The organism is Streptomyces decoyicus, assembly GCF_019880305.1.
In the GTDB taxonomy this organism is placed as follows: Bacteria; Actinomycetota; Actinomycetes; order Streptomycetales; family Streptomycetaceae; genus Streptomyces; species Streptomyces decoyicus.
This window is the reverse complement of the sequence record NZ_CP082301.1, coordinates 4470035-4490257: the sequence shown is the minus strand read 5'-3', so window position 1 is coordinate 4490257 and position 20223 is coordinate 4470035. Positions and strand designations below refer to the sequence as shown.

At 71.2% G+C, this 20223-nt stretch carries 17 protein-coding genes, 1 tRNA gene and 1 pseudogene; 7 read left to right on the top strand and 12 right to left on the bottom strand.

What is annotated here, in order from left to right; genetic code table 11:
• Nucleotide 1 precedes the first annotated feature (1 nt).
• From K7C20_RS19710 to K7C20_RS19700, 3 genes are all read right to left on the bottom strand, one after another.
• Nucleotides 2–1213, bottom strand: coding sequence for a bifunctional MaoC family dehydratase N-terminal/OB-fold nucleic acid binding domain-containing protein (locus K7C20_RS19710; protein ID WP_053208731.1), 1212 nt, complete (start codon nt 1211–1213; stop codon nt 2–4).
• Entirely contained in the window at nt 1210–2463 is a 1254-nt protein-coding gene (locus tag K7C20_RS19705; RefSeq protein ID WP_030088099.1) for an acyl-CoA dehydrogenase family protein, read from the bottom strand. Before K7C20_RS19705 ends, K7C20_RS19710 begins: the two co-directional genes overlap by 4 nt.
• Before the next feature lie 256 nt (nt 2464–2719).
• The gene (locus K7C20_RS19700) at nt 2720–3025 is read right to left on the bottom strand and encodes a hypothetical protein (protein WP_053208732.1); all 306 of its coding nucleotides are present in this window, start codon (nt 3023–3025) and stop codon (nt 2720–2722) included.
• A gap of 686 nt (nt 3026–3711) precedes the next feature.
• On the opposite strand from K7C20_RS19700, the pseudogene K7C20_RS19695 reads away from it, so the two are divergent.
• Nucleotides 3712–4572 (top strand): annotated as a pseudogene (locus K7C20_RS19695) (bifunctional DNA primase/polymerase); the annotation flags it as partial.
• Nucleotides 4573–4611: 39 nt separating this feature from the next.
• Here the strand turns inward: K7C20_RS19695 and K7C20_RS19690 are convergent.
• From K7C20_RS19690 to K7C20_RS19675, 4 genes are all read right to left on the bottom strand, one after another.
• Nucleotides 4612–5496 carry an IS982 family transposase gene (locus K7C20_RS19690; RefSeq protein ID WP_030988783.1) on the bottom strand — a complete coding sequence of 295 codons (885 nt, stop codon included), beginning with the start codon at nt 5494–5496 and terminating at the stop codon, nt 4612–4614.
• Nucleotides 5497–5676: 180 nt separating this feature from the next.
• Entirely contained in the window at nt 5677–6435 is a 759-nt protein-coding gene (locus K7C20_RS19685) for a class I SAM-dependent methyltransferase (RefSeq protein ID WP_030074413.1), read from the bottom strand.
• 40 nt (nt 6436–6475) lie between these two features.
• Nucleotides 6476–7075: a GNAT family N-acetyltransferase gene (locus K7C20_RS19680; protein ID WP_078953658.1), complete on the bottom strand. Its 600-nt coding sequence runs from the start codon at nt 7073–7075 to the stop codon at nt 6476–6478.
• 299 nt (nt 7076–7374) lie between these two features.
• The gene (locus K7C20_RS19675) at nt 7375–7785 is read right to left on the bottom strand and encodes a hypothetical protein (RefSeq protein WP_030074409.1); all 411 of its coding nucleotides are present in this window, start codon (nt 7783–7785) and stop codon (nt 7375–7377) included.
• Between the two features lie 513 nt (nt 7786–8298).
• Between K7C20_RS19675 and K7C20_RS19670 the strand changes: the two genes are divergently transcribed.
• A complete protein-coding gene (locus tag K7C20_RS19670; protein WP_053210556.1) occupies nt 8299–8985 on the top strand; it encodes a PepSY domain-containing protein in 687 nt (228 codons plus the stop codon).
• Nucleotides 8986–9161: 176 nt separating this feature from the next.
• Here K7C20_RS19670 and K7C20_RS19665 read toward each other — a convergent pair.
• A tRNA-Ser gene (locus tag K7C20_RS19665) sits at nt 9162–9248 on the bottom strand.
• 43 nt (nt 9249–9291) lie between these two features.
• Complete coding sequence (locus tag K7C20_RS19660) at nt 9292–10815, bottom strand: S1C family serine protease (RefSeq protein WP_053210557.1); 1524 nt, start codon at nt 10813–10815, stop codon at nt 9292–9294.
• Between the two features lie 624 nt (nt 10816–11439).
• On the opposite strand from K7C20_RS19660, the gene K7C20_RS19655 reads away from it, so the two are divergent.
• Nucleotides 11440–12285 carry a glycerophosphodiester phosphodiesterase gene (locus K7C20_RS19655; protein ID WP_030075952.1) on the top strand — a complete coding sequence of 282 codons (846 nt, stop codon included), beginning with the start codon at nt 11440–11442 and terminating at the stop codon, nt 12283–12285.
• 58 nt (nt 12286–12343) lie between these two features.
• On the opposite strand, the gene K7C20_RS39015 is transcribed toward K7C20_RS19655, so the two are convergent.
• On the bottom strand, nt 12344–12469 hold the full coding sequence (locus K7C20_RS39015; RefSeq protein ID WP_266105151.1) for a hypothetical protein: 126 nt from the start codon (nt 12467–12469) through the stop codon (nt 12344–12346).
• Between K7C20_RS39015 and K7C20_RS19650 the strand changes: the two genes are divergently transcribed.
• Nucleotides 12426–13016 (top strand): ATP-binding protein, encoded by a 591-nt coding sequence (locus tag K7C20_RS19650; RefSeq protein ID WP_030075950.1) that lies wholly within the window; start codon nt 12426–12428, stop codon nt 13014–13016. The two genes, K7C20_RS39015 and K7C20_RS19650, sit on opposite strands and share 44 nt — an antisense overlap.
• 143 nt (nt 13017–13159) lie before the next feature.
• Complete coding sequence (locus tag K7C20_RS19645) at nt 13160–14128, top strand: DUF5926 family protein (protein WP_030075948.1); 969 nt, start codon at nt 13160–13162, stop codon at nt 14126–14128.
• Between the two features lie 248 nt (nt 14129–14376).
• Here K7C20_RS19645 and K7C20_RS19640 read toward each other — a convergent pair whose 3' ends face one another.
• On the bottom strand, nt 14377–15000 hold the full coding sequence (locus K7C20_RS19640; RefSeq protein WP_053210558.1) for a hypothetical protein: 624 nt from the start codon (nt 14998–15000) through the stop codon (nt 14377–14379).
• 403 nt (nt 15001–15403) lie between these two features.
• On the bottom strand, nt 15404–16114 hold the full coding sequence (locus tag K7C20_RS19635) for a bifunctional DNA primase/polymerase (RefSeq protein ID WP_053210559.1): 711 nt from the start codon (nt 16112–16114) through the stop codon (nt 15404–15406).
• A gap of 699 nt (nt 16115–16813) precedes the next feature.
• On the opposite strand from K7C20_RS19635, the gene K7C20_RS19630 reads away from it, so the two are divergent.
• Nucleotides 16814–18445, top strand: coding sequence for a PP2C family protein-serine/threonine phosphatase (locus K7C20_RS19630; RefSeq protein ID WP_053210560.1), 1632 nt, complete (start codon nt 16814–16816; stop codon nt 18443–18445).
• A gap of 273 nt (nt 18446–18718) precedes the next feature.
• Nucleotides 18719–20179, top strand: coding sequence for an aminopeptidase P family protein (locus K7C20_RS19625; RefSeq protein WP_030075937.1), 1461 nt, complete (start codon nt 18719–18721; stop codon nt 20177–20179).
• Nucleotides 20180–20223: the final 44 nt, after the last annotated feature.

Genomic DNA, 20223 nt, shown 5'->3' with positions numbered 1-20223 from the left:
CTCACCCCTCACCGCCCTCTGCCGCGCGAAAGACCGGCAGCTCCAACTCCTCGTCCACCCGGAGGAATTCGAGCCGTACCGGCATGCCGATCCGCACCTTGTCGTACGGGACGCCGATGACATTGCTGACGATCCGTACCCCCTCGGCCAGTTCGATCAGCCCGACCGCGTACGGGGCGGGCGCGTCCGGGCCGGGGCTGGGTGCGCCCGCGTGGGGACGGGGCGCATCCGCATGGGGGCGAGGCGTATCCGCATGGGGACGGGGCGCATCCGCATGGGGACGGGAATGGGGCGCATCCGCATGGGGGCGAGGCGCGTCCGCGACGTGCTCGGAGACCGTGAATGCGGGGAAGGGCGGATGGTGCATCACGACGTAGGAGAAGACCGTTCCCGCACCGCTCGCCGCGACGGTCTCCCACTCCGGCGACCCGCAGGCATTGCACCCGGGCAGCCAGGGGAAGCGCAGCGTCCGGCATCCCGTGCAGCGCTGGATCAGCAGCCGGTGTCCGCAGACGCCCTCCCAGAAGCCGGCATTGTCGCGGTTGATGACGGGGCGGGGGCGCCGGGCCCGGGGCTGCTCGGGTGCCTGCGACCGCTGAGGCGCTTGCGGCCGCTGGGACACCTGCGGCCGCTCGGCTGTCCCGGGGGCCCGCTCGGCTGTCCCGGGGGTCCGCGGCCGCGTGCGGGCGGCCGCCTCGGACGTATGCGCGGCCGCCTCGGGCGTACGCACCGCCGGGGCGTACTTGAGGACCCGGAAGCGGTGCGTCCCGGCCGGCTCGCCGTCCGCGCGGATGTCCATCCGCGTCGTGATGAAGTACCCGGTCCCCAGCTTCGTCGTCTTGCGCTCCGACACCGATTCGATCACCGCGTCGAAGGTGATCCGGTCACCGGGCCGCAGCGGCCGCAGATACTCCTGCTCGCAGTCGGTGGCGACGATGGAGGTGTATCCGGCGCTGTCCAGCAGCCCGGACAGCTCGTCGTACGCCCCCGAGCGGTCGGTGTGGCCGGACAGGCCGCCCATCGTCCAGGCCTGGAGCATGGTCGGCGGGGCGATGGCGTCCGGCCCCCGGTAGGCGGGGTTGGCGTCACCCACGGCCTCGCACCAGTGCCTGATCATCGGCTCGTTGACCAGGTCCTTGCCCACACCGGCGGCCGAGGTCGACCGGCCCTCATAGGCCTTGAGCTGCTCGTATGTGAACTGTACGGCGCTCATCGCCGCCCCCTCCGCATCCCCAGCCGCATCGTCGCGACGATCTCCCGCTGGACCTCGCCGACTCCGCCCCCGAAGGTGTTGATCTGCGCCGCACGGTTCATCCGTTCCAGCTCGCCGTCCCCGAAGGCGCCCGGCGAGCCGGCCCGCACCAGGGCGGCGTCGCCCACCACCTCCTGGCACATCCGATAGACCTCGACGGTGCTCTCCGTACCTGCGAACTTGACCCCGCTGGCGTCGCCGGGGCTCAGCGTCCCGGCGCCCACGTCGCCGACCAGCCGCCAGTTCAGCAGCCGGGTGGCGGCCAGCCGGGCGTGCGCCTCGGCGAGCCGGGACCGCACCCATGGGCGGTCGGCGGGCCGCTCGCCGCTCGCCGGTTCCGGCGTACGGGCATGGGCCAGCGCCGCGTCGAAGGCTTCCTCGGCCTGCATGCCGATGGCGGCCAACGCCACGCGTTCATGGTTGAGTTGATTGGTGATCAGCCTCCAGCCGGCGTTCTCCTCGCCGACGAGGTTCCCGGCCGGGACGCGTACGCCGTCGTAGTAGGTGGCGGTGGTCGTCAGCCCGCCGACCGTCTCGATCGGCGTCCAGGAGAAACCGGGGACGTCGGTGGGCACGAGGATGATCGAGATGCCCTTGTGCTTGGGGGCGCCGGGGTCGGTGCGGCAGGCGAGCCAGATCCAGTCGGCCTGATGGGCGTTGCTGGTGAAGCTCTTGACGCCGTTGATCAGCCAGTGGGCGTCGTGGGCGTCCTGGGCGTCGTAGCCATCGGGGCGGCCGGGGCCGGCGGGGTCGGCGTGGGTGTCGTCGTCGGTCATCGGGACCTCACCCTCGCCCGTCCGTTTCACCGCGCGGGTGCGGAGCGCGGCGAGGTCGGTGCCGGCCTCGGGTTCTGTATAGCCGATCGCGAAGACGAGCTCGCCGCTGAGAATCCGCGGCAGGAAGTAGTCCTTCTGCTGCCGGGTGCCGTACTTCATCAGGGTCGGTCCGACGGTGTTGAGGGTGACCATCGAGACCGGGGCGCCCGCGCGGTACGCCTCGTCGAAGAAGACGAACTGTTCGCCGGGACCGCGGCCCTGCCCTCCGTACGCGGTCGGCCAGCCCAGTCCCAGCATGCCGTCGGCACCGATCCGGCGTAACACCGCACGCTGCGCCGCGGGGTCTTCGACCGGCCCGTCCGGCAGCAACTCGCGGAAGTACGTGCGCAGTTCAGTGCGCAATTGCTCCTGGCGCGCGGTCGGGGCGAGGTGCACGTCGGCGGCTCCCCTTCTGGTGGCCGCACGCCCGGCCCGCAGGAAGGTCCGGGCATACGAACGAGCGAGCGGGTTTCTGACTGTCCGTCAGAAACCCGCTCACTGTCAAGGTCGGCGCTGTGAACCCCGGAGAATCCCCATTCTCTCCCTACCGGCCCTGACGTCTCACCCTTCGATTCGCCCTTCGACTCACCCTTCGGTGCACCCTTCGATGCCCCCTTCGGTCAGTCGCCGCTTCCCCAGGCGGCGGGCCGGCTCACCAGAGGTTGGTGAAGTTGACGGTGGCGTTGGTCTGGTCGATACGCGTGGGGCCGGAGCCGTTCACGCTCGCGGTGTTGTTCTGGTTGGAGGCGCCGGCGCCATTGGCGACCTGCTGACCGGTGGTCGAGTTGCCGAGGTTGCTGCCGGCGACACCGGTCCCCGTCTGGCTCGTGGCCGCCGAACTCGACCCGTTGTTCGCAAGGCCGCCGTTATCGGCCTGCGCCACGCCGGTGAAGAGCGCGGCCGCGAAGGGCAGCGCGGCGGCAACGGCGATGACGCGGGCTGTACGGGTGCTTGCCATGTCTATTCCTCCTACGGAACACGACTTCTGGATCGCTGGAACTCCGCTTGCTCACCGGGCAGTTGGCCGACCACCGCGGTGCTTGCTTCGACGTCGCGCACTCAGGCTTGCCCATCAACCCCCGGCGGACCCGTCGCAACGGGTCGATTCCCTCGCAAGCATGAGGAACCCCGGGTAAACCCCCGCCGCCACACGGCCGCCCCGTCACACGCACCGCTCGGCGCCGCGACACCCCGCCGCGGCCCGCCACACCCCGCCCCCGCAAGGCCCGCGCGCTCCACGCGCCCCCTCGACAAAACCGGCGCACGGGCCGCTTCGCGCACGCCCCCCTTCCCTTTCTCGAACGTTCGTACGAAAATAGAGCCATGGCCATGCACCGACGCCATACCGGAACACCGACCGACGACCGGCCCGATCCGTGGCCTGGCCTGCGGGCCGAGCCGCCGGGAGAGCCGCGCGCCGAGCCGTGGGTCGAGGTCCGACCGGATCCGCGCGCCGAGCCATGGGGCGAAGTTCGACCGGATCCGCAGGCCGAGCCGTGCGCCGAATTTCGGCCGGATCCGCGGGCCGATCGGCCGGCCGCTCCGCCAGCCGAAGCCCGACCGGATCCGCAGGTCGCACCACACACTGACGCCCGGCCCGAAGCCCGCTCTGAGACCCGGCCCGCCCCGCCCCTCTGGCTCCCTTCCACCCCACCCGGGGATGCGCACGCCGCCGCGCTCGCCCACGCCCTCCTCGCCGCCGGACGCGGCTACCCCGTTATCCCGCTGACCCGCAGCAAGCTTCCGGCCATCCGGTCCCCGCACCGCGGGCACCCCGAGGCCCCGCCCTGCCGCGGCGAGTGCGGCCGGCTCGGGCACGGCGTCCACGACGCCGGCACCGACCCGCTCACCATCCGCCGGATGTTCGCCGCCGCCCCGTGGGCCATCGGCTACGGCCTCGCCTGCGGACTGCCCCCGCACCACCTCATCGGCATCGACCTCGACACCAAGAACGGCGCCGACGGCCTGACCGCCCTCCGGTTCCTCGCCGAACAACACAGCTTCCCGATCCCGCCGACGGTCACCGTCCTCACCCCCAGCGGCGGCCGCCACCTCTGGTTCACCGGCCCGCCCTCCGCACCCGTACCGAATTCGGTCGGCAGGCTCGCCCCCGGCGTCGACATCCGCGGCGCGGGCGGCTACCTCGTGGGCCCCGGCTCGCTCACCGCCCACGGGCGTTACGCCCTCGCACCGGGCTCACCGCAACGCCCCGCCCCCGTGCCGAGCACCCTGCTCACTCTCCTCACGGCCCCGCCCCCGTCCACCCACCGCGAGTTCCCGGCCGGCGTCCCGCCCCAGCCCGCCGCGGCACTCGTACGGTTCGTCCGCGCCTCCCCGCCCGGCCAGCGCAATGCCCGCCTCTTCTGGGCCGCCTGCCGCGCCTACGACTCCGGTCTCGGCCAGGAACTCACCGCCAGGCTGACGGAGGCGGCCCGCCACACCGGCCTGTCCGCACAGGAAGCCCACGCAACGATCACCTCGGCGGCCCGCCGTCGGCAGGGATAACAGGGAGCGGCAGCCCCTAGATGAATGAGTCCGATGTTCTCAGTGGTCGAAGGCGATCAGGGATCGTTTGATCTTGGCGCCGGTGGTCCAGTTGTGCCAGACACCTGCTGCGAGGGCGAGGAGTCGTTGGCCGGTGCGGGCGAACACTCCGGGCAGGGTTCTGCCGCCGTGATGTTCCAGGCTGAGCTGGCCTTTGAGCGTGTCGAACACGGCCTCGATCCACTGACGGACACGGGCGAGACGGCCGTGCCGGACGGGCTCGCCCTTCCGGTCCGGCCGCACCAGATGGACGCCCAGTCGCTCGGTCAGGAACGCCTCGAACTCCCGCCCGGCGAAGCCCTTGTCCGCGAGGATCACCTGACCGGAGCGGACAAGGCGGTGGTCGCGTGCCAGCAGTGCGGTCATCACCTCCCGTTCGCCGAGCTTGGGGTTCGCCAGGCACCACGACACCGGCATGCCTTCGGCGGTGGTCAGCAGGTAGAGCCGGAATCCCCAGAAGAAGCGGGAGTGGCTGCGGCAGTAGCCGTAGCCGGCGTGCCCGGCCAGTTCGGAGCGTTTGACGGTCTCGCGGGAGGCCGCGCAGGGCAGCGGTGTGGAGTCGATCAGCCGCAGGTCGTCGGTCCAGGTCGGGACCTGCCGGGCCAGGGCCTCGATCACGTCGCTGATCAGCGGTCCGGCGGCGTTGAGCCGCTTGTTGTAGGCGGACTGCTGAGGCAGGTAGCGAAAGAGGTGCCCCAGCCGGGCGTGGGCGAAGCGGATCCAGTGCCGGGCCGAGGGAAAGCCCAGCAGGACCTGGGCGACCGCGAGGCACAGCAGTTCGGCGTCTGTCAGTTTCGGGGGTCGCCCGATCCGGCGACGTGGCGCCACATGGTCGTCGATGAACACGTACAGTGCCGCCAGAAGGGCGTCCAGGTTTGTCGTCACACACGAGCCAACGGGCGCCCTTCGCCATGGTCGCGGCCAGCACAAACATCGGACTCAATCATCTAGGGGCGCCAGAGGCAGAGGCGCCATGTGGCAGAGGCGCCAGAGGCAGAGGCGCCATGTGGCAGAGGCGCCAGGGGCAGGGGCGCCAGAGGCAGAGGTGAGGGCGGGTGCCAGGAGTCAGCCCCGACGCGCCTCGATCAGGAAGCGGGTCGTGTGCGCGACGAACGCGCCCTCCCTACGGATCAACTCATCCAACTCCCGCAGGCGATCCCGATATTGCTCCACCGTGAACCCGGGGACCATCCACACCACCTTCCGCAGGAAGTAGATGACCGCCCCGATGTCGAAGAACTCGGTCCGCAGCGACTCCGCACGCAGCTCGACCACCTCAAGACCTGCCGCCTCCGCCGCCCGGAGCGCATCCTCGGGGTGCCGGGACCGCCGTACGTGCTCGGGCTGCGGCCCCAGAAAGTACTCCACCAGCTCGAACACGCTGGCCGGTCCGACCTGCTGAGAGAAGTACGTGCCCCCGGGCCGCAGCACGCGGGCGATCTCCTCCCACCACACGGTCACCGGATGACGGCTCGTGACCAGGTCGAACGCCGCATCCCCGAACGGCAGCGGCGGCTCATCCGCGTCGGCCACCACGACCGCACCGAGCGGATGCAACAGCGCGGTGGCCTTGGCGACATTCGGCGCCCAGGACTCCGTCGCCACCATCACCGACGGCAGCTTCGCCGCCCCGGCGAGCACCTCGCCACCGCCCGTCTGGATGTCCAACGCGGCCGACGCCCGCGCCAACCGCTCACTCATCGCCCGTTGATAGCCCCACGAGGGCCGCTCCTCCGTGGCTCGTCCTTCCAGCCACGAGAAGTCCCACCCCTCGACCGATACGGCATCGGCCTCGGCCACCAGTTCCTCAAATGATCGCGTCACACCTCCACACTCAATGCGAGAGGACCGCTTGGCCAACGATTTACTTGCCGGCCCCGCTGTCGGCCACCGGAACCACCGGAGCAACCGGAACCTCCGGAGCAACCGGAGCTACCGGAGCTACCGGAGCTACCGGGAATTCGAGCTCCGGGCGGTCCCACATCACCGCCGGCGGATTCGCCGGCACCGTTCCGACGGGCCGGGCGCCCACGCTGCGGTAGAAGCCCTCGGCGGGCGGATGCGACACCACCCGCACCCTGTCGATCCCGGCGCGCCGCGCCTCGCCCCGCATGTGCTCGACCAGCCGGCGCCCGATGCCGTACCCCTGCGCCTGGTCCGACACGAACATCAGGTCCAGCTCGGCCGGCTCCACCATGAGCGAGTAGAAGCCCAACACCCGCTCTCCGGGACCCTCATCACCAGGAATCTCCTCCACAGCGACAAAGACCCGATGCGCCTCGATGTAATCCGGCCCCACCCGATACCCCTCGACCATCGAGGCATACCGCCCCTCATAGGCCCGAGAACTCCGCACCAGCCGCGTGAGCCGCCCGGCATCCCGCCCTTCGGCCCGCCGGATCAGCACGACTCCCCGCCGGGCCGCACCCGCTGCCCCCACCCTCCGCGCACCCACGGTGACCACTACCCACTTCCCGCATTACACCTGGAATTCAATTCACATTCCCACCAGCCCCACCCTACCGTGCCACCGAACAACAACTCAGGCCCGCCGAAAAGAACGCCTCACCCTGAAGCGAATTCACCGCCTCGAAAAGGAATACCTGCCCCGAATAGACCTCCCGTCGCACAGCAAAGCCTTACGCGGCAGGGATTACAGGAACCCGGATGCAAAAATGGCCCTGCCCTCCCGCGCACGGGCGCGGGAGGGCAGGGCGGGCGCGGGCGCGGGCACGGGAGGGGCAGGACGCTGATGCAGGCGTACTACGCCCAGACCTTGTACCTGGGGGAGCAGTAGCTGAAGCCGGACTTCTTGAAGCACGCCTGAAGATAGAGGGTCTTGCCCTCGGCTACGTTCTTGGACTTGCACGCATCGTACGGAGACTTGTGGCCCTTGGTGGAGACGCTGACGCCGCTTGAAATGCTGCCGGTGATGTAGCCACCGTCGCCGGCGCCATCCCAGGCACAGAGCTTGTCGCCCTCGTTGCGGAACTCCACGTGGGAGTTGGCGACACCGTTGACGTATATCTGGATCTCGTCGCGGGGGTCGTAGTGGTTGAACTCGAAGGAGACCTTGGTGGCGGCGGAGGCCGGCGCGGCGGTGACGGCGGTCAGCGCGCTGGCGGCCAGGGTCGCGGCGCCCAGGGACGCGACGATGCGTCGGGATATGCGCACGGGTTCGTGCTCCTTGCTGGATCAGTGTGGAGGTACGGCCGAGTGGCCGTCGCATGAGCCTAATCCCTGGTCACAGGCTTACACGTCGTCAATCTCCGTTACCTGGCACCGTGTTCCGCCATCCCCGCCCGGATCCTGGCCACAGGTTGGCCGCACGCACTGGTCAGCGGTGGGACCCAGGGTGTGAGGTGCGACGGCAACAGTTCCAAGGGCGTTCCGGCTACGGGCACGGCTAGCGCACCGGTCTGGGACGTCGACCTGGGGGAGTCCAACTGGGCGCCACTGGCCCGCACATGGCCCACGAGGGCGGCAAGGACGGAGGGACCGCTGGAGAGAAATGCCGCCCCTGTCCTGCGGGGCGGCTCCTTCTCCCGTTCCGGGAGCGGAACCTGAAGAGCGCTTCAGGACTTCAGGTTGTGTTCAGGTTCGGTTCGGCACTGTGGTGAATGTCGGAAGGGCGCAACAGGGCCCGCCGACGGAACAGAACGCCACACGATCCGGAGGAACGTCCCCATGAAGGCCACCGCCAAGCGCACGCTCACCCCCCGCGCCGTCGTCCTGGCCACGGCCGCCGCCGTCGCACTGATCGGCAGCACGGGTGCCGCGACCGCCTTCGCGGACGACGACGGCCCGGCCCCGCAGTCCTCCGTCCAGCTCTCCCAGAACGAGCGCCACCTGGACGACACCGCCAAGGACCGCGCGCAGGTCAAGGCCGACAAGATCAGCCAGTCCGAGGCCACCGCCAAGGCACTCGAGGCCGTCCCCGGCACCGCGACCTCCGCCGAACTCGACAACGCGGACCGCAACGGCTCCCTCATCTGGGAGGTCGGCGTCCTCGGCAAGGACCACAAGAACCACGACGTCACCATCGACGCCGGCAACGGCAAGGTCCTGAACAAGCACACCGACCGCGACGACGACGCCGCCCAGGACGCCGCCGAGACCCAGGCCCTGGTCAAGGCCGACAAGATCGGCCACGGCAAGGCCACCGACAAGGCCCTGAAGGCCGTCCCCGGCACCGTCGTCTCCTACAGCCTCGACGACAACGACCGCAACGGCTCCACCGTCTGGGAGGTCGACGTCCTCGGCAAGGACCACAAGAGCCACGACGTCACCATCGACGCGGCCAGCGGCAAGGTCCTGGGCCAGCACGTCGACCAGGACGACAACGACGGCGACCACGACGGCGACGACGACTGATCAGACATCAGGCCACAGCCACCTGCCTGAAGCCTCCCCCCAGAGCCCGAAGGGGCCGCGCCCGCCACAGTCCGGCGGACGCGGCCCCTTCGCCGGTTCCGGACCTCGAAAACGCAGTCGGAACGGGCCCCGGAAGTACCGGAACCCGCTCCGACCTGCATGTTCATCTACCTCTGCGGAGGCTGTGGGATTTGAACCCACGGTGACGTTGCCGCCACGACAGTTTTCAAGACTGTTCCCTTAGGCCGCTCGGGCAAGCCTCCCCGCAACACCGGTGTGCAAGTGTCGCGGGATCAGACTAGCGCGTCACTTGTCGCCTGTGCGCTGGCCCAGGGTGACCTGGGTGGTGTGCTCCTTGCCGGCGCGCTTGTAGGTCAGGGTGACCTCGTCGCCGGGCTTGTGCTGCCAGATCTCGCTGATGAGGGTGGGGCCGCTGTCGACCACCGTGTCGTCGAGCTTGGTGATGGTGTCGCCGGGCTTGAGGCCCGCCTTGTCGGCCGGGCCGTTCGGGGTGACCGCTTCGGAACCGTTGTTGCCGGTCTTGGCGATGGTCGCGCCGTTGCCGGTGTCCCGCATGCCGACCTGGACGCCGATCTGGGGGTAGACCGGCTTACCGGTCTTGATCAGGTCCTGTGCCACCCGCCGCGCCTGGTCGATGGGGATCGCGAAGCCCAGGCCGATGCTGCCGGACTGCTGGGACTCGCCGCCCATTCCGCCGCCGTTGCCGGCCGACTGGATGGCGGAGTTGATGCCGATGACATTGCCGCCGGCGTCCATCAGCGGGCCGCCGGAGTTGCCGGGGTTTATCGAGGCGTCCGTCTGGAGGGCGCTCATGTAGGAGGCGCTGGTGCCGCCGCCGTCGCTGGAGGCCACCGGGCGGTCCTTGGCGCTGATGATGCCGGTGGTGACCGTGCCGGACAGGCCGAAGGGTGCGCCGATGGCGATCGTGGCGTCGCCGACCTGCACATGGGAGGACTTGCCCAGCGGGAGCGGGTTGAGCGGGGCGCCGGAGGCGTTCTTCAGCTTGATCACGGCGACGTCGTAGCCCTGGGCGTTGCCGACGACCTCGGCGTCGTACTTCTTACCGTTGGAGAACGTCGCGGTGAGCTTGCCGCCATTGGCCGCGCTGGCGACGACGTGGTTGTTGGTGAGGATGTGGCCCTGCTTGTCGTAGATGAAGCCGGTGCCCGTGCCCCCGTCGCCGGTGGCACCCTGTGCCTCGATCGTCACGACGCTCGGCAGCGCCTTCTGCGCTATCCCGGAGACGGACGTGGGCTTGCGGTTCAGTGCCCCGGGGTCGCCGGACGCGGAGACCGTCGTGGACGCGCCGTCGTTCTGGCCCGCGGCCCAGAAGCCGATACCGCCGCCGACACCGCCGGCGACCAGCGCGGCCACCAGGACGGCGGCGATGAGGCCGCCGTTGCGCCGCTTGGGGGCAGGGATGGCTGCCGTGCCCCAGGGGTCGCCGCCGCCACCGTAGGGAGGCTGCTGGCCCCAGCCGCCGGCGCCCGCTCCGGGGCCGGCTGCCGAGTAGGTGGGGAACTGGCTGGTCTGCTCGGCCGCGGGGTCGTCGCCGGGGTGGCCGTAGCCGGGGTGCCGGGGGTGTCCGGCGCCGTAGGCGGGCGGCATGGGGCCCGGCTCCTCGAAGTCGCCGGAGGTCGGGACGACGGTCGGTGCGAAGTCCGGCGGCGGGGGCGCCGCGGGCCGAGCGCCCGGCGCGGGCGGGGCGCCGGGAGTCCGGGCGCCGGAGGCGGACGCGCTGTCCGGCTGCGGCCCGGTCGGCGGCTTGGCCTCCGACGGGACGGCGGCTCCCTCGTTCTCGGTGCTCACAGCTCTCTCCTCAGCTTCACGACTGTCGGCGCCCACGGCCCTGGCAGGAGGGTCTCCTGTCCGCCCGGGGCCTCAGCCATGTCTGAGTGCCGGGGGCGGGCCGTTTCTTCCGGGGCTTGCAGTTCGGCCGGACCCTGGGGGTGCGTCCGGATGGTGCGGTCTTACGGGCCGGCGGACCGTGCGGCCCGCCGGGTGTGCGGTTGTTGCGTTCGGAGGCCCGAGGGCCGCCAGGTCCTGTCGTCCGGTCCGGCGGGCCTGGCGGGCCCTCCGGGTCGTGCAGCTCGCCGTGCCGGTCGACGCGGAACCCGTACTCCAGGATCAAGGATCCGGGCGGTACGAGCGAGTCCCGGTCCGCCGGTCCGGGCCCGCGGCCATGACCGCAGGCCCCGTCCCGCGTATCGGGGCTGTCGCGAGTCCCGGTCCGCAGGCCGCTCCGGACACCGCGGGCCGGCCGGTAGGGGCGAGTCTCCCTTCCACCCTTTCCCACCGCGCGTCAGAGCGCCGTAAGCCGAGGCTGTGACTGTCCCCTCATCCTTTATGCCGGACAAAACCGGCGCATCCCCTGTTCCGCACCTCGGGGTATGCGCCCGGCGGCCCGGCAGCGGTGGATGGCACGATAACGCGGTGACCTATGCACGCCCCGCCCAGGACGCCGGTCCCGGCCGTCCCGCCATCTCCGTCGTCGCCCACCGCGGTGCCTCGGAGGACGCTCCGGAACACACGCTCGCCGCCTACCGCAGAGCGATCGAGGACGGCGCCGACGCCCTGGAGTGCGATGTCCGGCTGACCGCGGACGGCCATCTCGTCTGCGTCCACGACCGGCGGGTGAACCGCACCTCGAACGGGCGCGGACCGGTCTCCGCCCTCGAACTCGCCGACCTGGCCACGCTCGACTTCGGCTCCTGGAAGGGCGACGGGGCCGCGAACGAGGCCCCGGACCGGCAGCACGAGGATCCCGAGCGGACCTCCGTACTGACGCTGGAGCGGCTGCTGGAGTTGGTCGCCGACGCCGACCGCCGGGTCGAGCTGGCCATCGAGACCAAACACCCCACCCGCTGGGCCGGACAGGTGGAGGAACGGCTGGTCGAGCTGCTCGCCCGGTTCGGACACACCAAACCGGCCACGCGGGCCGACCGGACCTCCCAGGTCCGGGTCATGAGCTTCTCGGCGCGCTCACTGCACCGCGTACGGACCGCGGCGCCCGGCATCCCCGGCGTCTACCTGATGCAATTCCTCACGCCGCGGCACCGCGACGGCCGGCTCCCGCCCGGCGTCGGCATCGCGGGACCCGGAATACGGATCCTGCGCGCGCACCCCGAGTACGTCGCCAGGGCGCACCAGGCCGGCCACCGGGTCCACGTCTGGACCGTCAATGACACCGCCGATGTCGAGCTGTGCCAGGAATTGGGCGTGGACGCGGTCATTACAAATCGCCCCAAGCAGGTACGAATGCAACTCGGCCTTGGCTAAAGCTCCTCACAGGGTGTGCACCGGCGCATTCGGGCCGTATTCGCTTATGTCCAATGCGTCACTGCGTGCCGCTTGGCCGGTTTCCGGTCCAGTCCATTGGGGCATTCATCCCGTGGCGTGGGGCAAAGGAGGTCTCGGGGGTGGCGTTGGTGGTGGCACAAGAGGTGCCGACGTCGTCGATCATGGCCGTACCTCATGGTCCAGTGGGTGTGGGCATGGCCAGACGACGCATGCGAGAAGAGCTGTTGGCAAGTGGAGTTCAGGACACCGTCGTCGATGACGCGGTGCTCGTTCTTTCCGAGCTGTTGAGTAATTCGTGTCGCCATGCGCGTCCGATATACGAAAACGGATCACCGGGTTCCGTAACGCCCGGCACAAAGGACGCCCCCCCGGCATCCGTCCGGGCTTCCTGGCGAATTGATGCGCAGGGCAGACTGACCGTCGCGGTCACGGACGGCGGCGGCCCGACCCGACCACTTCCGGCCACTCCGTCGGTCACGGCGCGCGGCGGCCGCGGGCTGGCGATCATCCGCTCGCTCGCCAAGGACTGGGGCGTACGGGACACCGTCGCCGGCGAGGTCACGGTCTGGGCGGTGCTCTCGCTTCAAGGCGCGTTCGCTACGCGCGTGGACCTGATGCCGGATCTGCCGGCCTCGCTCCCCACGGGCGCGGGCCTGAGCACCGGGCGGCCGCTGACCGCGGGCTTCCCGGACTTCGACGATCTGACGTAGCGGCACCCCGGGACACGCCGACGCCCGCCGCACCCAGGCGGGACACGGCCCGGTACGCAACGAGCGCGGCCTCGTACGCAATCCTCTAGGCTCGCGCCGAAACGCGTCCGTACGCCCAGGATCGACCAGGAGACACCGTCGCCATGGCCAAGAAGCGCCGTCCCCAGCCCCAGGCCGCAGCACCGCAGATCAGGGACGGCGAGGTGCCGGTCGTCGGCGCCCGTGAGCCCTGTCCGTGCGGCTCCGGCCGCCGGTACAAGGCCTGTCACGGGCGACAGGCGGCGCACGCCGCCACCGAGCTCGTGCAGCGCCCCTTCGAGGGCCTGCCCGGTGAGTGCGACTGGGTGGCGATGCGCGAGCTGGTGCCCGCCGCCACCGCCGAGTTGACGCTGAAGGGCGGGCTGCCCGAGGGCGTCCCGTCCGTGACGCTGGCGACCGTGCTGCCGATGGCCTGGCCCGCGCTGCGCCGCGACAACGGAGCGGTGCTGCTCGGCCTCCAGAACGACACCGCCTCCGGCGACCTCAGCCGCGACCTCGCGGACACGCTTCAGCGCGCGCTGGCCACGGAGCCCGGCAACCCGGTAGCGGCCGAGCGGCACACCGCCGACGGTCCGCGGCTCCAGGATCTGCTCGACCCCGACGCGGCTTTCGAGCCGACCGTCCACACCGGCTTCGAGTTCTGGGTGGAGAACGCCGAGAACGCCACCGGCGAGGTCGCCGCCTCCCTGGAGCGGGCCAACGCCGCGGCCATCCCGACCGCCCGGATCCCCGGGCTGGAGGGCGCGTACTGGTGCGAGGCCCCGGAGAAGAACCATCTGCGCTGGGTCACCGCGCACCCCGAGGAGCAGCTGCTGGACGCCCTCGCCCGGCTGCACGCCGCGGACGCCACCTCGCTCGGTGAGGGCACCCGTCTGGTGGGCTCGTTCCGTGCCCACGGCCTGGTCGTTCCGGTCTGGGACCTGCCCTCGTCGATGAGCGCCGACGACGTCGCCAAGCCGGCCGAGGCCTTCGCCGAGCGGCTGGCCCAGGCACTGGCGACGGACGCCCCGCTGACCCCGGAGGAGCGGCGGGCACGCGGCGGCCTCACCAACCGTCAGGTCACCCTGAGCTGACCGCGCCGCCCCCGACCATGCGGACCGGACGCCTCCGGGGAACCCCCTGCGTGACGCCTGTCACAACTCCCCGTACCTGCCGGTAAATAGGCGTCCGGAAATCCACGATCGAATTTGCGAACTGCCGATCTCTTGTTACGGTTCTAGAAGCCCGGTCGCTGGTGCATCCCCCGTCGCCAGCGACCGGGCGCTTCCATGTCCGGAACCAAGCATTCCGCTTGGCTCCGTCGACTCTCGCGCCCGCGCCCTCAGTGGACCGAACCGCCGCCTTCCGCGGACGAGTTGCTGCCGGAGCGCAGCAGCAGCCGCTCCCCCGCCGCATCGGCGATCTCCGCGACCGCGGCGTACGCCAGCCGGCCCCTGTGCACGGTCGGGGCGGTGGGCGTCTCGCACAAGCCCGGCACCCCGCCCGGTGGTACCTCGCAGTTCACCTGGACGGTCCTGCCGTCGGGCCGCAGCAGCGTCAGTACGGCGCGCAGCCGGTCACCGGTGCGGTTGCGGTAGTACGTACGCCCCCAGGTCAGACCGTCCTCGGCGAGCACGCAGGTCTGGGCCTCGATCCCCTGGGGAGCGGTGAGTTCGGGGCCGCAGCGGGAGGTGCGGCCGGTGAGGTGCGGCAGGCCGGGGCGGGCGAGGGAGCCGGCCTGCCTCGTGGAGGCGGCAGCGGTCCGCTTGCCCGGCTTGGGGCCGTTTTCAGACGTGTCTTCCGTTTCCGCCGTGGAGCTGTTTTCGGCCTTGGCTGCCTCCCCGGACCCCGTTTCCGGAGCCGAGGTGCCTGCCGGGCCGGCCATCGCGGCGCCCAGCGGCACGGCGATGGCAAGCAGCGCCGTACCGGCGAGCCCGATCATGCGGAATTTCTGCGCACGCTGCATGGGCCCCACCTGCGATTGAAGATGCCGCTGACGGCGGCTTGACAGTAGGCCGAACCTATCGGCCGGCGAGGGTGCCCCCGGGCACCCGGACCCCCGTTTCCCCAAGAGATCGGGGCAGGTCACACCCGTACGGGTGATCCGTCGCGGGTTGTTTCGTCCGCCCCCGTCACCCGGGTACGTCGTCCCGCTCGACCGACCGGCCGACCCTGCCGCCCGCCCGACTTCCCGTCCACCCGTCCGACCACCCGACCGTCGGTCGCTCGCGGGGGACGGCCGAGCCGCCCGGCGCGACGGGCACCCACGCGACGGCGGGCACCCACGCACGGCGGGCGCCCGCACAGGACGGGGCGCCCGGGGAGCGGGCGCCCAAGGCATCCGCAGGCACCGCAGGCAGCCGCAGGTGTCAGTACGCGAGGCGGCTGCCGCCGTCGGGGGTGCTGGTGCTCGCCGTGACCAGTGCGTCCACGATCGTGGCCACCTTCGGCAGCCAGGGCGCGGCAGGAGTGACGGCCGGCGGCCGCTCCCAGCGGACCCGGCCGGAGCCGATCTGGGAGGGCGGGAGCACCACATAGCCACCCTCGCCGTGGAACCGCAGCGAGCTGGGCACCCAGTCCTGGGAGTGCAGCAGCTCACCCAACTCCGGTAGGCCGTACGGCGATACGAGCAGCGACCAGCGGGTGGGCGTGGCCACCACGGGGCCGAGCCGCACACCGAAGTGGTCCAGGGCCGCCAGGGCGCGGGCACCGGCGACGGCGGGCAGGCTCACCGCGCAGGGCGCGCGGTCGCCGGTGGCCAGCACGACCGGGGCATCGGGGCGGTTCGTCCACCACCAGCGCACCATCCGGGCATCGGTGGTGGCCGCCAGCAGACCGGGGTCGAAGGGGTGCGCGCCGGGCACCACACAGTCGGGGTCGGGACAGCTGCACCGACGGGCGACCCGCTCGCCGAGGCCGAGCCGGGCGCCGGCCGGCTGCCGGCCGGCGGACCTGAGTCCCACACCGGGAAGAACCGGCCACTGCCACTCGGTGGCGTAATGGAGCGCCGCACCGAGCTGCGCCGACCTTCCGCCGCGCCGGAACAGGAGCTTGCGTCGCCTTCCGAGGATCTCGCGCATGAGCGCTCGTTCCTTTCCGTTAACGCCGAGGGCTTTGTCCATCGCACTACATGGCACTACAGGTCCGGTTCACCATCGTTTCGCGCCGTGCCGCTTCGTGCCGTTGTGGGGCGTGTCCTGCGGCCCGGCCGTGGAACCCGGGGTCGATCGCGCATCGATCACGCCACGTGGATCACTGGTCACCGCGTGTACAAGGCAGCGCATCACGCCGAAAGCCGAGCGTGAAACATGGCGAGGGGTGGCGTGCGTATGGCGCTTGCGCTTCCGTGGTGCAGCCCCCGCCGCTTGGGAGTGCGTCGCGGCCGTCGGCGTGTTAGACGCCAGTGCCCGCCGGAGAGTTCCGGTGCGGCGCCAACTGACCCGCACCTTTCCGAGTACGTACCCGCCACTGTGGTGATGACGCGCTGCTGATCGCCGTCAGTCGACCTTAAATTGACGCTCGGGGGGCTATTTTCAGGCCAATCCCCAGACCTCGTTGACACCACAAACCCCATGGGGACAATGCTGGACATCACATCGCTGGTGCGTGTACATGTGGAGGCATTAATAGCGGAGCAGCATGACATGGGGGTTTGCGATGCTATTGAGGAAATTGAGCGGCCACCCGTACCGCACAACGTCACTCAACAAAATGCCTCACTCCCTACCAAATAGCGGCCTGACCTGGGGTAATGCCTGGCGCGACGATAGCCGTCGGCCATGACCGCCCCGCACGTACCGAAAGTGGCTGGAATCGAACCAGCTCTGCCCGCTCCCGCGCACACTGTCGACCCGCGCGTGGCAAAAACCGCCGCGGACCCTGCCGCCGACACCCCGTCAGACGGCTTGCCCGGCACCCCTGCGGACGCTCCCCGGGGCACCGCACCCGACTCCGTATCCGGCGCCGCCCCCGACGTCTCCGCCGTCGACCAACTCGCCGCCGTGCAGGACCGGCTGGCCGGCTGGATCTCCGACCTCAGCACCCTGCACGACCTGACCGAACAGCTCGCGCGCACCCGTACGCTGGGCGACGCCCTCCACGAGCTGCTGCGCGCCGGCGCCTCCCTGGTCGGGGCGCGCCGCGGTCTGGTCGTCCTCGCACCGTCCGACGGCCTCGGCCCGGAGACCACCGTCGGCCTCGGCCTCGGCCACGCCGAGATCGGTCATATCGAGACCATCCCGCGCCGCGCCCTGTCGTACGCGCGGATACTGGACGGCCTCCCGGAGCGGGACCCCGGCGACGACGCCCGGACCGACCCGCTCGACGACACCCGTCACGAGACGCGCGGCGAGGGCCGTACCGCCGGCCCCCGCGACGACGCCCAGGCCGGACCCTGCACCGAGATCGCCGAACCGGACATCCCCGGTGAGAAGGACCTCGACCCCCGCCTGCGCGAGGTCGCCGCCCGGCTCGGGTACGCCGCCAGTTACGCGGTCCCGCTCTCCGCCGAACCCCTCGGCAGGACCGGTGCCGCGGTCTGGCTCTACGACGAACCGGCCGAGCCCACCGAACGCCAGCGCCACCTCGTCGGCCTCTACCGCGCGCACGCCGCCGAGCACCTCGCCCGGCTCCTCGAACTCCACCGCAGCCACCAGGCCATGCGGACCCTCCATGCGGAGCTGCTGCCGCAGCGGCTGCCGCGGATCCCCGGCGTACGCCTCGCGGTGCGGCACAGCACCGGGCCCCGCGGCGGCGGCGACTGGTACGACGCGCTGCCGCTGCCCGACGGCGCACTGGGCCTGGCCGTCGGTTCGGTGACCGGCTCCGGGCCGAGCGCGGTGGCGGCCATGGGGCGGCTGCGGGCGTCCCTGCGCGCCTACGCCGTCATGGAGGGCGAGGATCCGGTCGCGGTCCTCTCCGACCTCGAACTGCTGCTCCGGCTGACCGAGCCGGCCCGCAGCGCCACCGCGCTCTTCGCCTTCACCGAGCCGCCGCCCGGCACGGTGATGCCCGGCGGCATCGCCGACCCCTTCCCCCGCAAGCTCGTACTGGCCGGAGCCGGCCACTGCCCGCCGCTGATCCTCGGCGCGCTGCGGACCGAGTTCGTGGAGACCTCGCTGTCCGCGCCGCTGGGCATGCTGGCCTGCTGGGAAGCGCCGAGCGTGGAGATCGAGCCGGCCGGCGGCGAGACCCTGCTGCTCTACAGCGACGGGCTGTTGCACCGCACCGGCGAGCCCATGGACCGTGCCTTCACCCGGCTGCACGCGGCCGCCGCTGGCGTCCCGGCGGGGAGCCGCCATGATCCGGAGGCGGTCGTCGACCACATCGTGCGCACGATGCTGCCGCAGGGCCTGGACGATCCGTCGTCGGAGGAGGACGTGGTGCTGCTCGCGGCGTACTTCGAGGGGTAGGGCCGGCAGGAACGGCCCGCGCTCAGGGCCGGCAGGAGGGGCCCTGAGCGCGCCAGGCGTCGTGAGGCGGGCGCACGGCCGCCCGCCGGGGCGTGCGCCGGGTGCCGGGACCGTGCGCCGGGTGCCGGGTGCCGGGACCGTACGCCCCGTCCGGGCCGGTGGGCGCCATGCGTCCTATGACTGGAATGCCGGAGAGGTCACATCTTTCTGCCCGTGGACCTCTTTCCATCCGCACATACGATGGAAAGCGGTTCAGTCTTAAGAGGAGGCATTGTGACCGACGAGCTCACGCCGGAGACCCCGGACGAGGACGAGCAGCCGATCAAGCAGCGCAAGAACGGCCTTTACCCGGGCGTCTCGGATGAGCTCGCGGAGAACATGAAGGGCGGCTGGGCCGACACCGAGCTGCGCGACCTGCGGCCGATCGAGCAGGCCCCGAACGCCGCCCGCCGCCGCGCCGCACTGTCCGCGCGCTTCCCCGGCGAGCGGCTGGTGATCCCGGCGGGCAATCTGAAGACCCGCTCCAACGACACCGAGTACGACTTCCGCGCCTCGACGGAGTACGTCTACCTCACCGGCGACCAGACCGACGACAGCGTCCTGGTCCTGGAGCCCACGAAGGACGGCCACGAGGCGACGGTCCACCGGCTGCCCCGCTCCAACCGCGAGAACGGCGAGTTCTGGCTCGACGGCATGGGTGAGCTGTGGGTCGGCCGGCGCCACAGCCTGAGCGAGGCCGAGGCGCTGCTCGGCGTCCCCTGCAAGGACGTACGCGAGCTGGCCGAGGCGCTCAAGGAGGCCACCGGCCCGGTGCGCGTCGTGCGCGGCCATGACGCCGGCATCGAGACCGCGCTGACCGACAAGGTCACGGCCGAGCGCGATGAGGAGCTGCGGGTCTACCTCTCCGAAGCGCGCGCAGTGAAGGACGCGTTCGAGATCGGCGAGCTGCAGAAGGCCGTCGACTCGACGGTGCGCGGCTTCGAGGACGTCGTGAAGGTCCTGGACAAGGCCGAGGCCACCAGCGAGCGCTACATCGAGGGCACGTTCTTCCTGCGCGCCCGCGTCGAGGGCAACGACGTCGGCTACGGCTCGATCTGCGCCGCGGGGCCGCACGCCACCACCCTGCACTGGGTCCGCAACAACGGCGCGGTGCGCTCCGGCGATCTGCTCCTCCTGGACGCCGGCGTGGAGACCACCACCCTCTACACCGCCGACGTCACCCGCACCCTGCCCATCAACGGCCGCTACACCGACCTCCAGCGCAAGATCTACGACGCGGTGTACGAGGCGCAGGAGGCGGGCATCGCGGCGGTCAAGCCGGGGGCGGCCTACCGCGACTTCCACGACGCGGCGCAGCGGGTGCTCACCGAGAAGCTGGTCGAGTGGGGTCTGGTCGAGGGCCCGGTGGAGCGGGTGCTGGAGCTGGGGCTCCAGCGCCGCTGGACCCTGCACGGCACCGGCCACATGCTCGGTCTCGACGTGCACGACTGCGCCGCGGCCCGCACCGAGAACTATGTCAACGGCACGCTGGAGCCCGGCATGGTGCTGACCGTCGAGCCCGGTCTGTACTTCCAGGCGGACGATCTGACGGTGCCGGAGGAGTACCGCGGCATCGGCGTCCGGATCGAGGACGACATCGTCGTCACGGACGACGGCAACCGGAACCTGTCGGCCGGGCTGCCGCGGCGGTCGGACGAGGTCGAGGCGTGGATGGCGGGGCTGCTCGGCAAGTAGCCGGGTGGCACATGGCGGACCGTCCGGGGCGCGGCGTCCGCCAC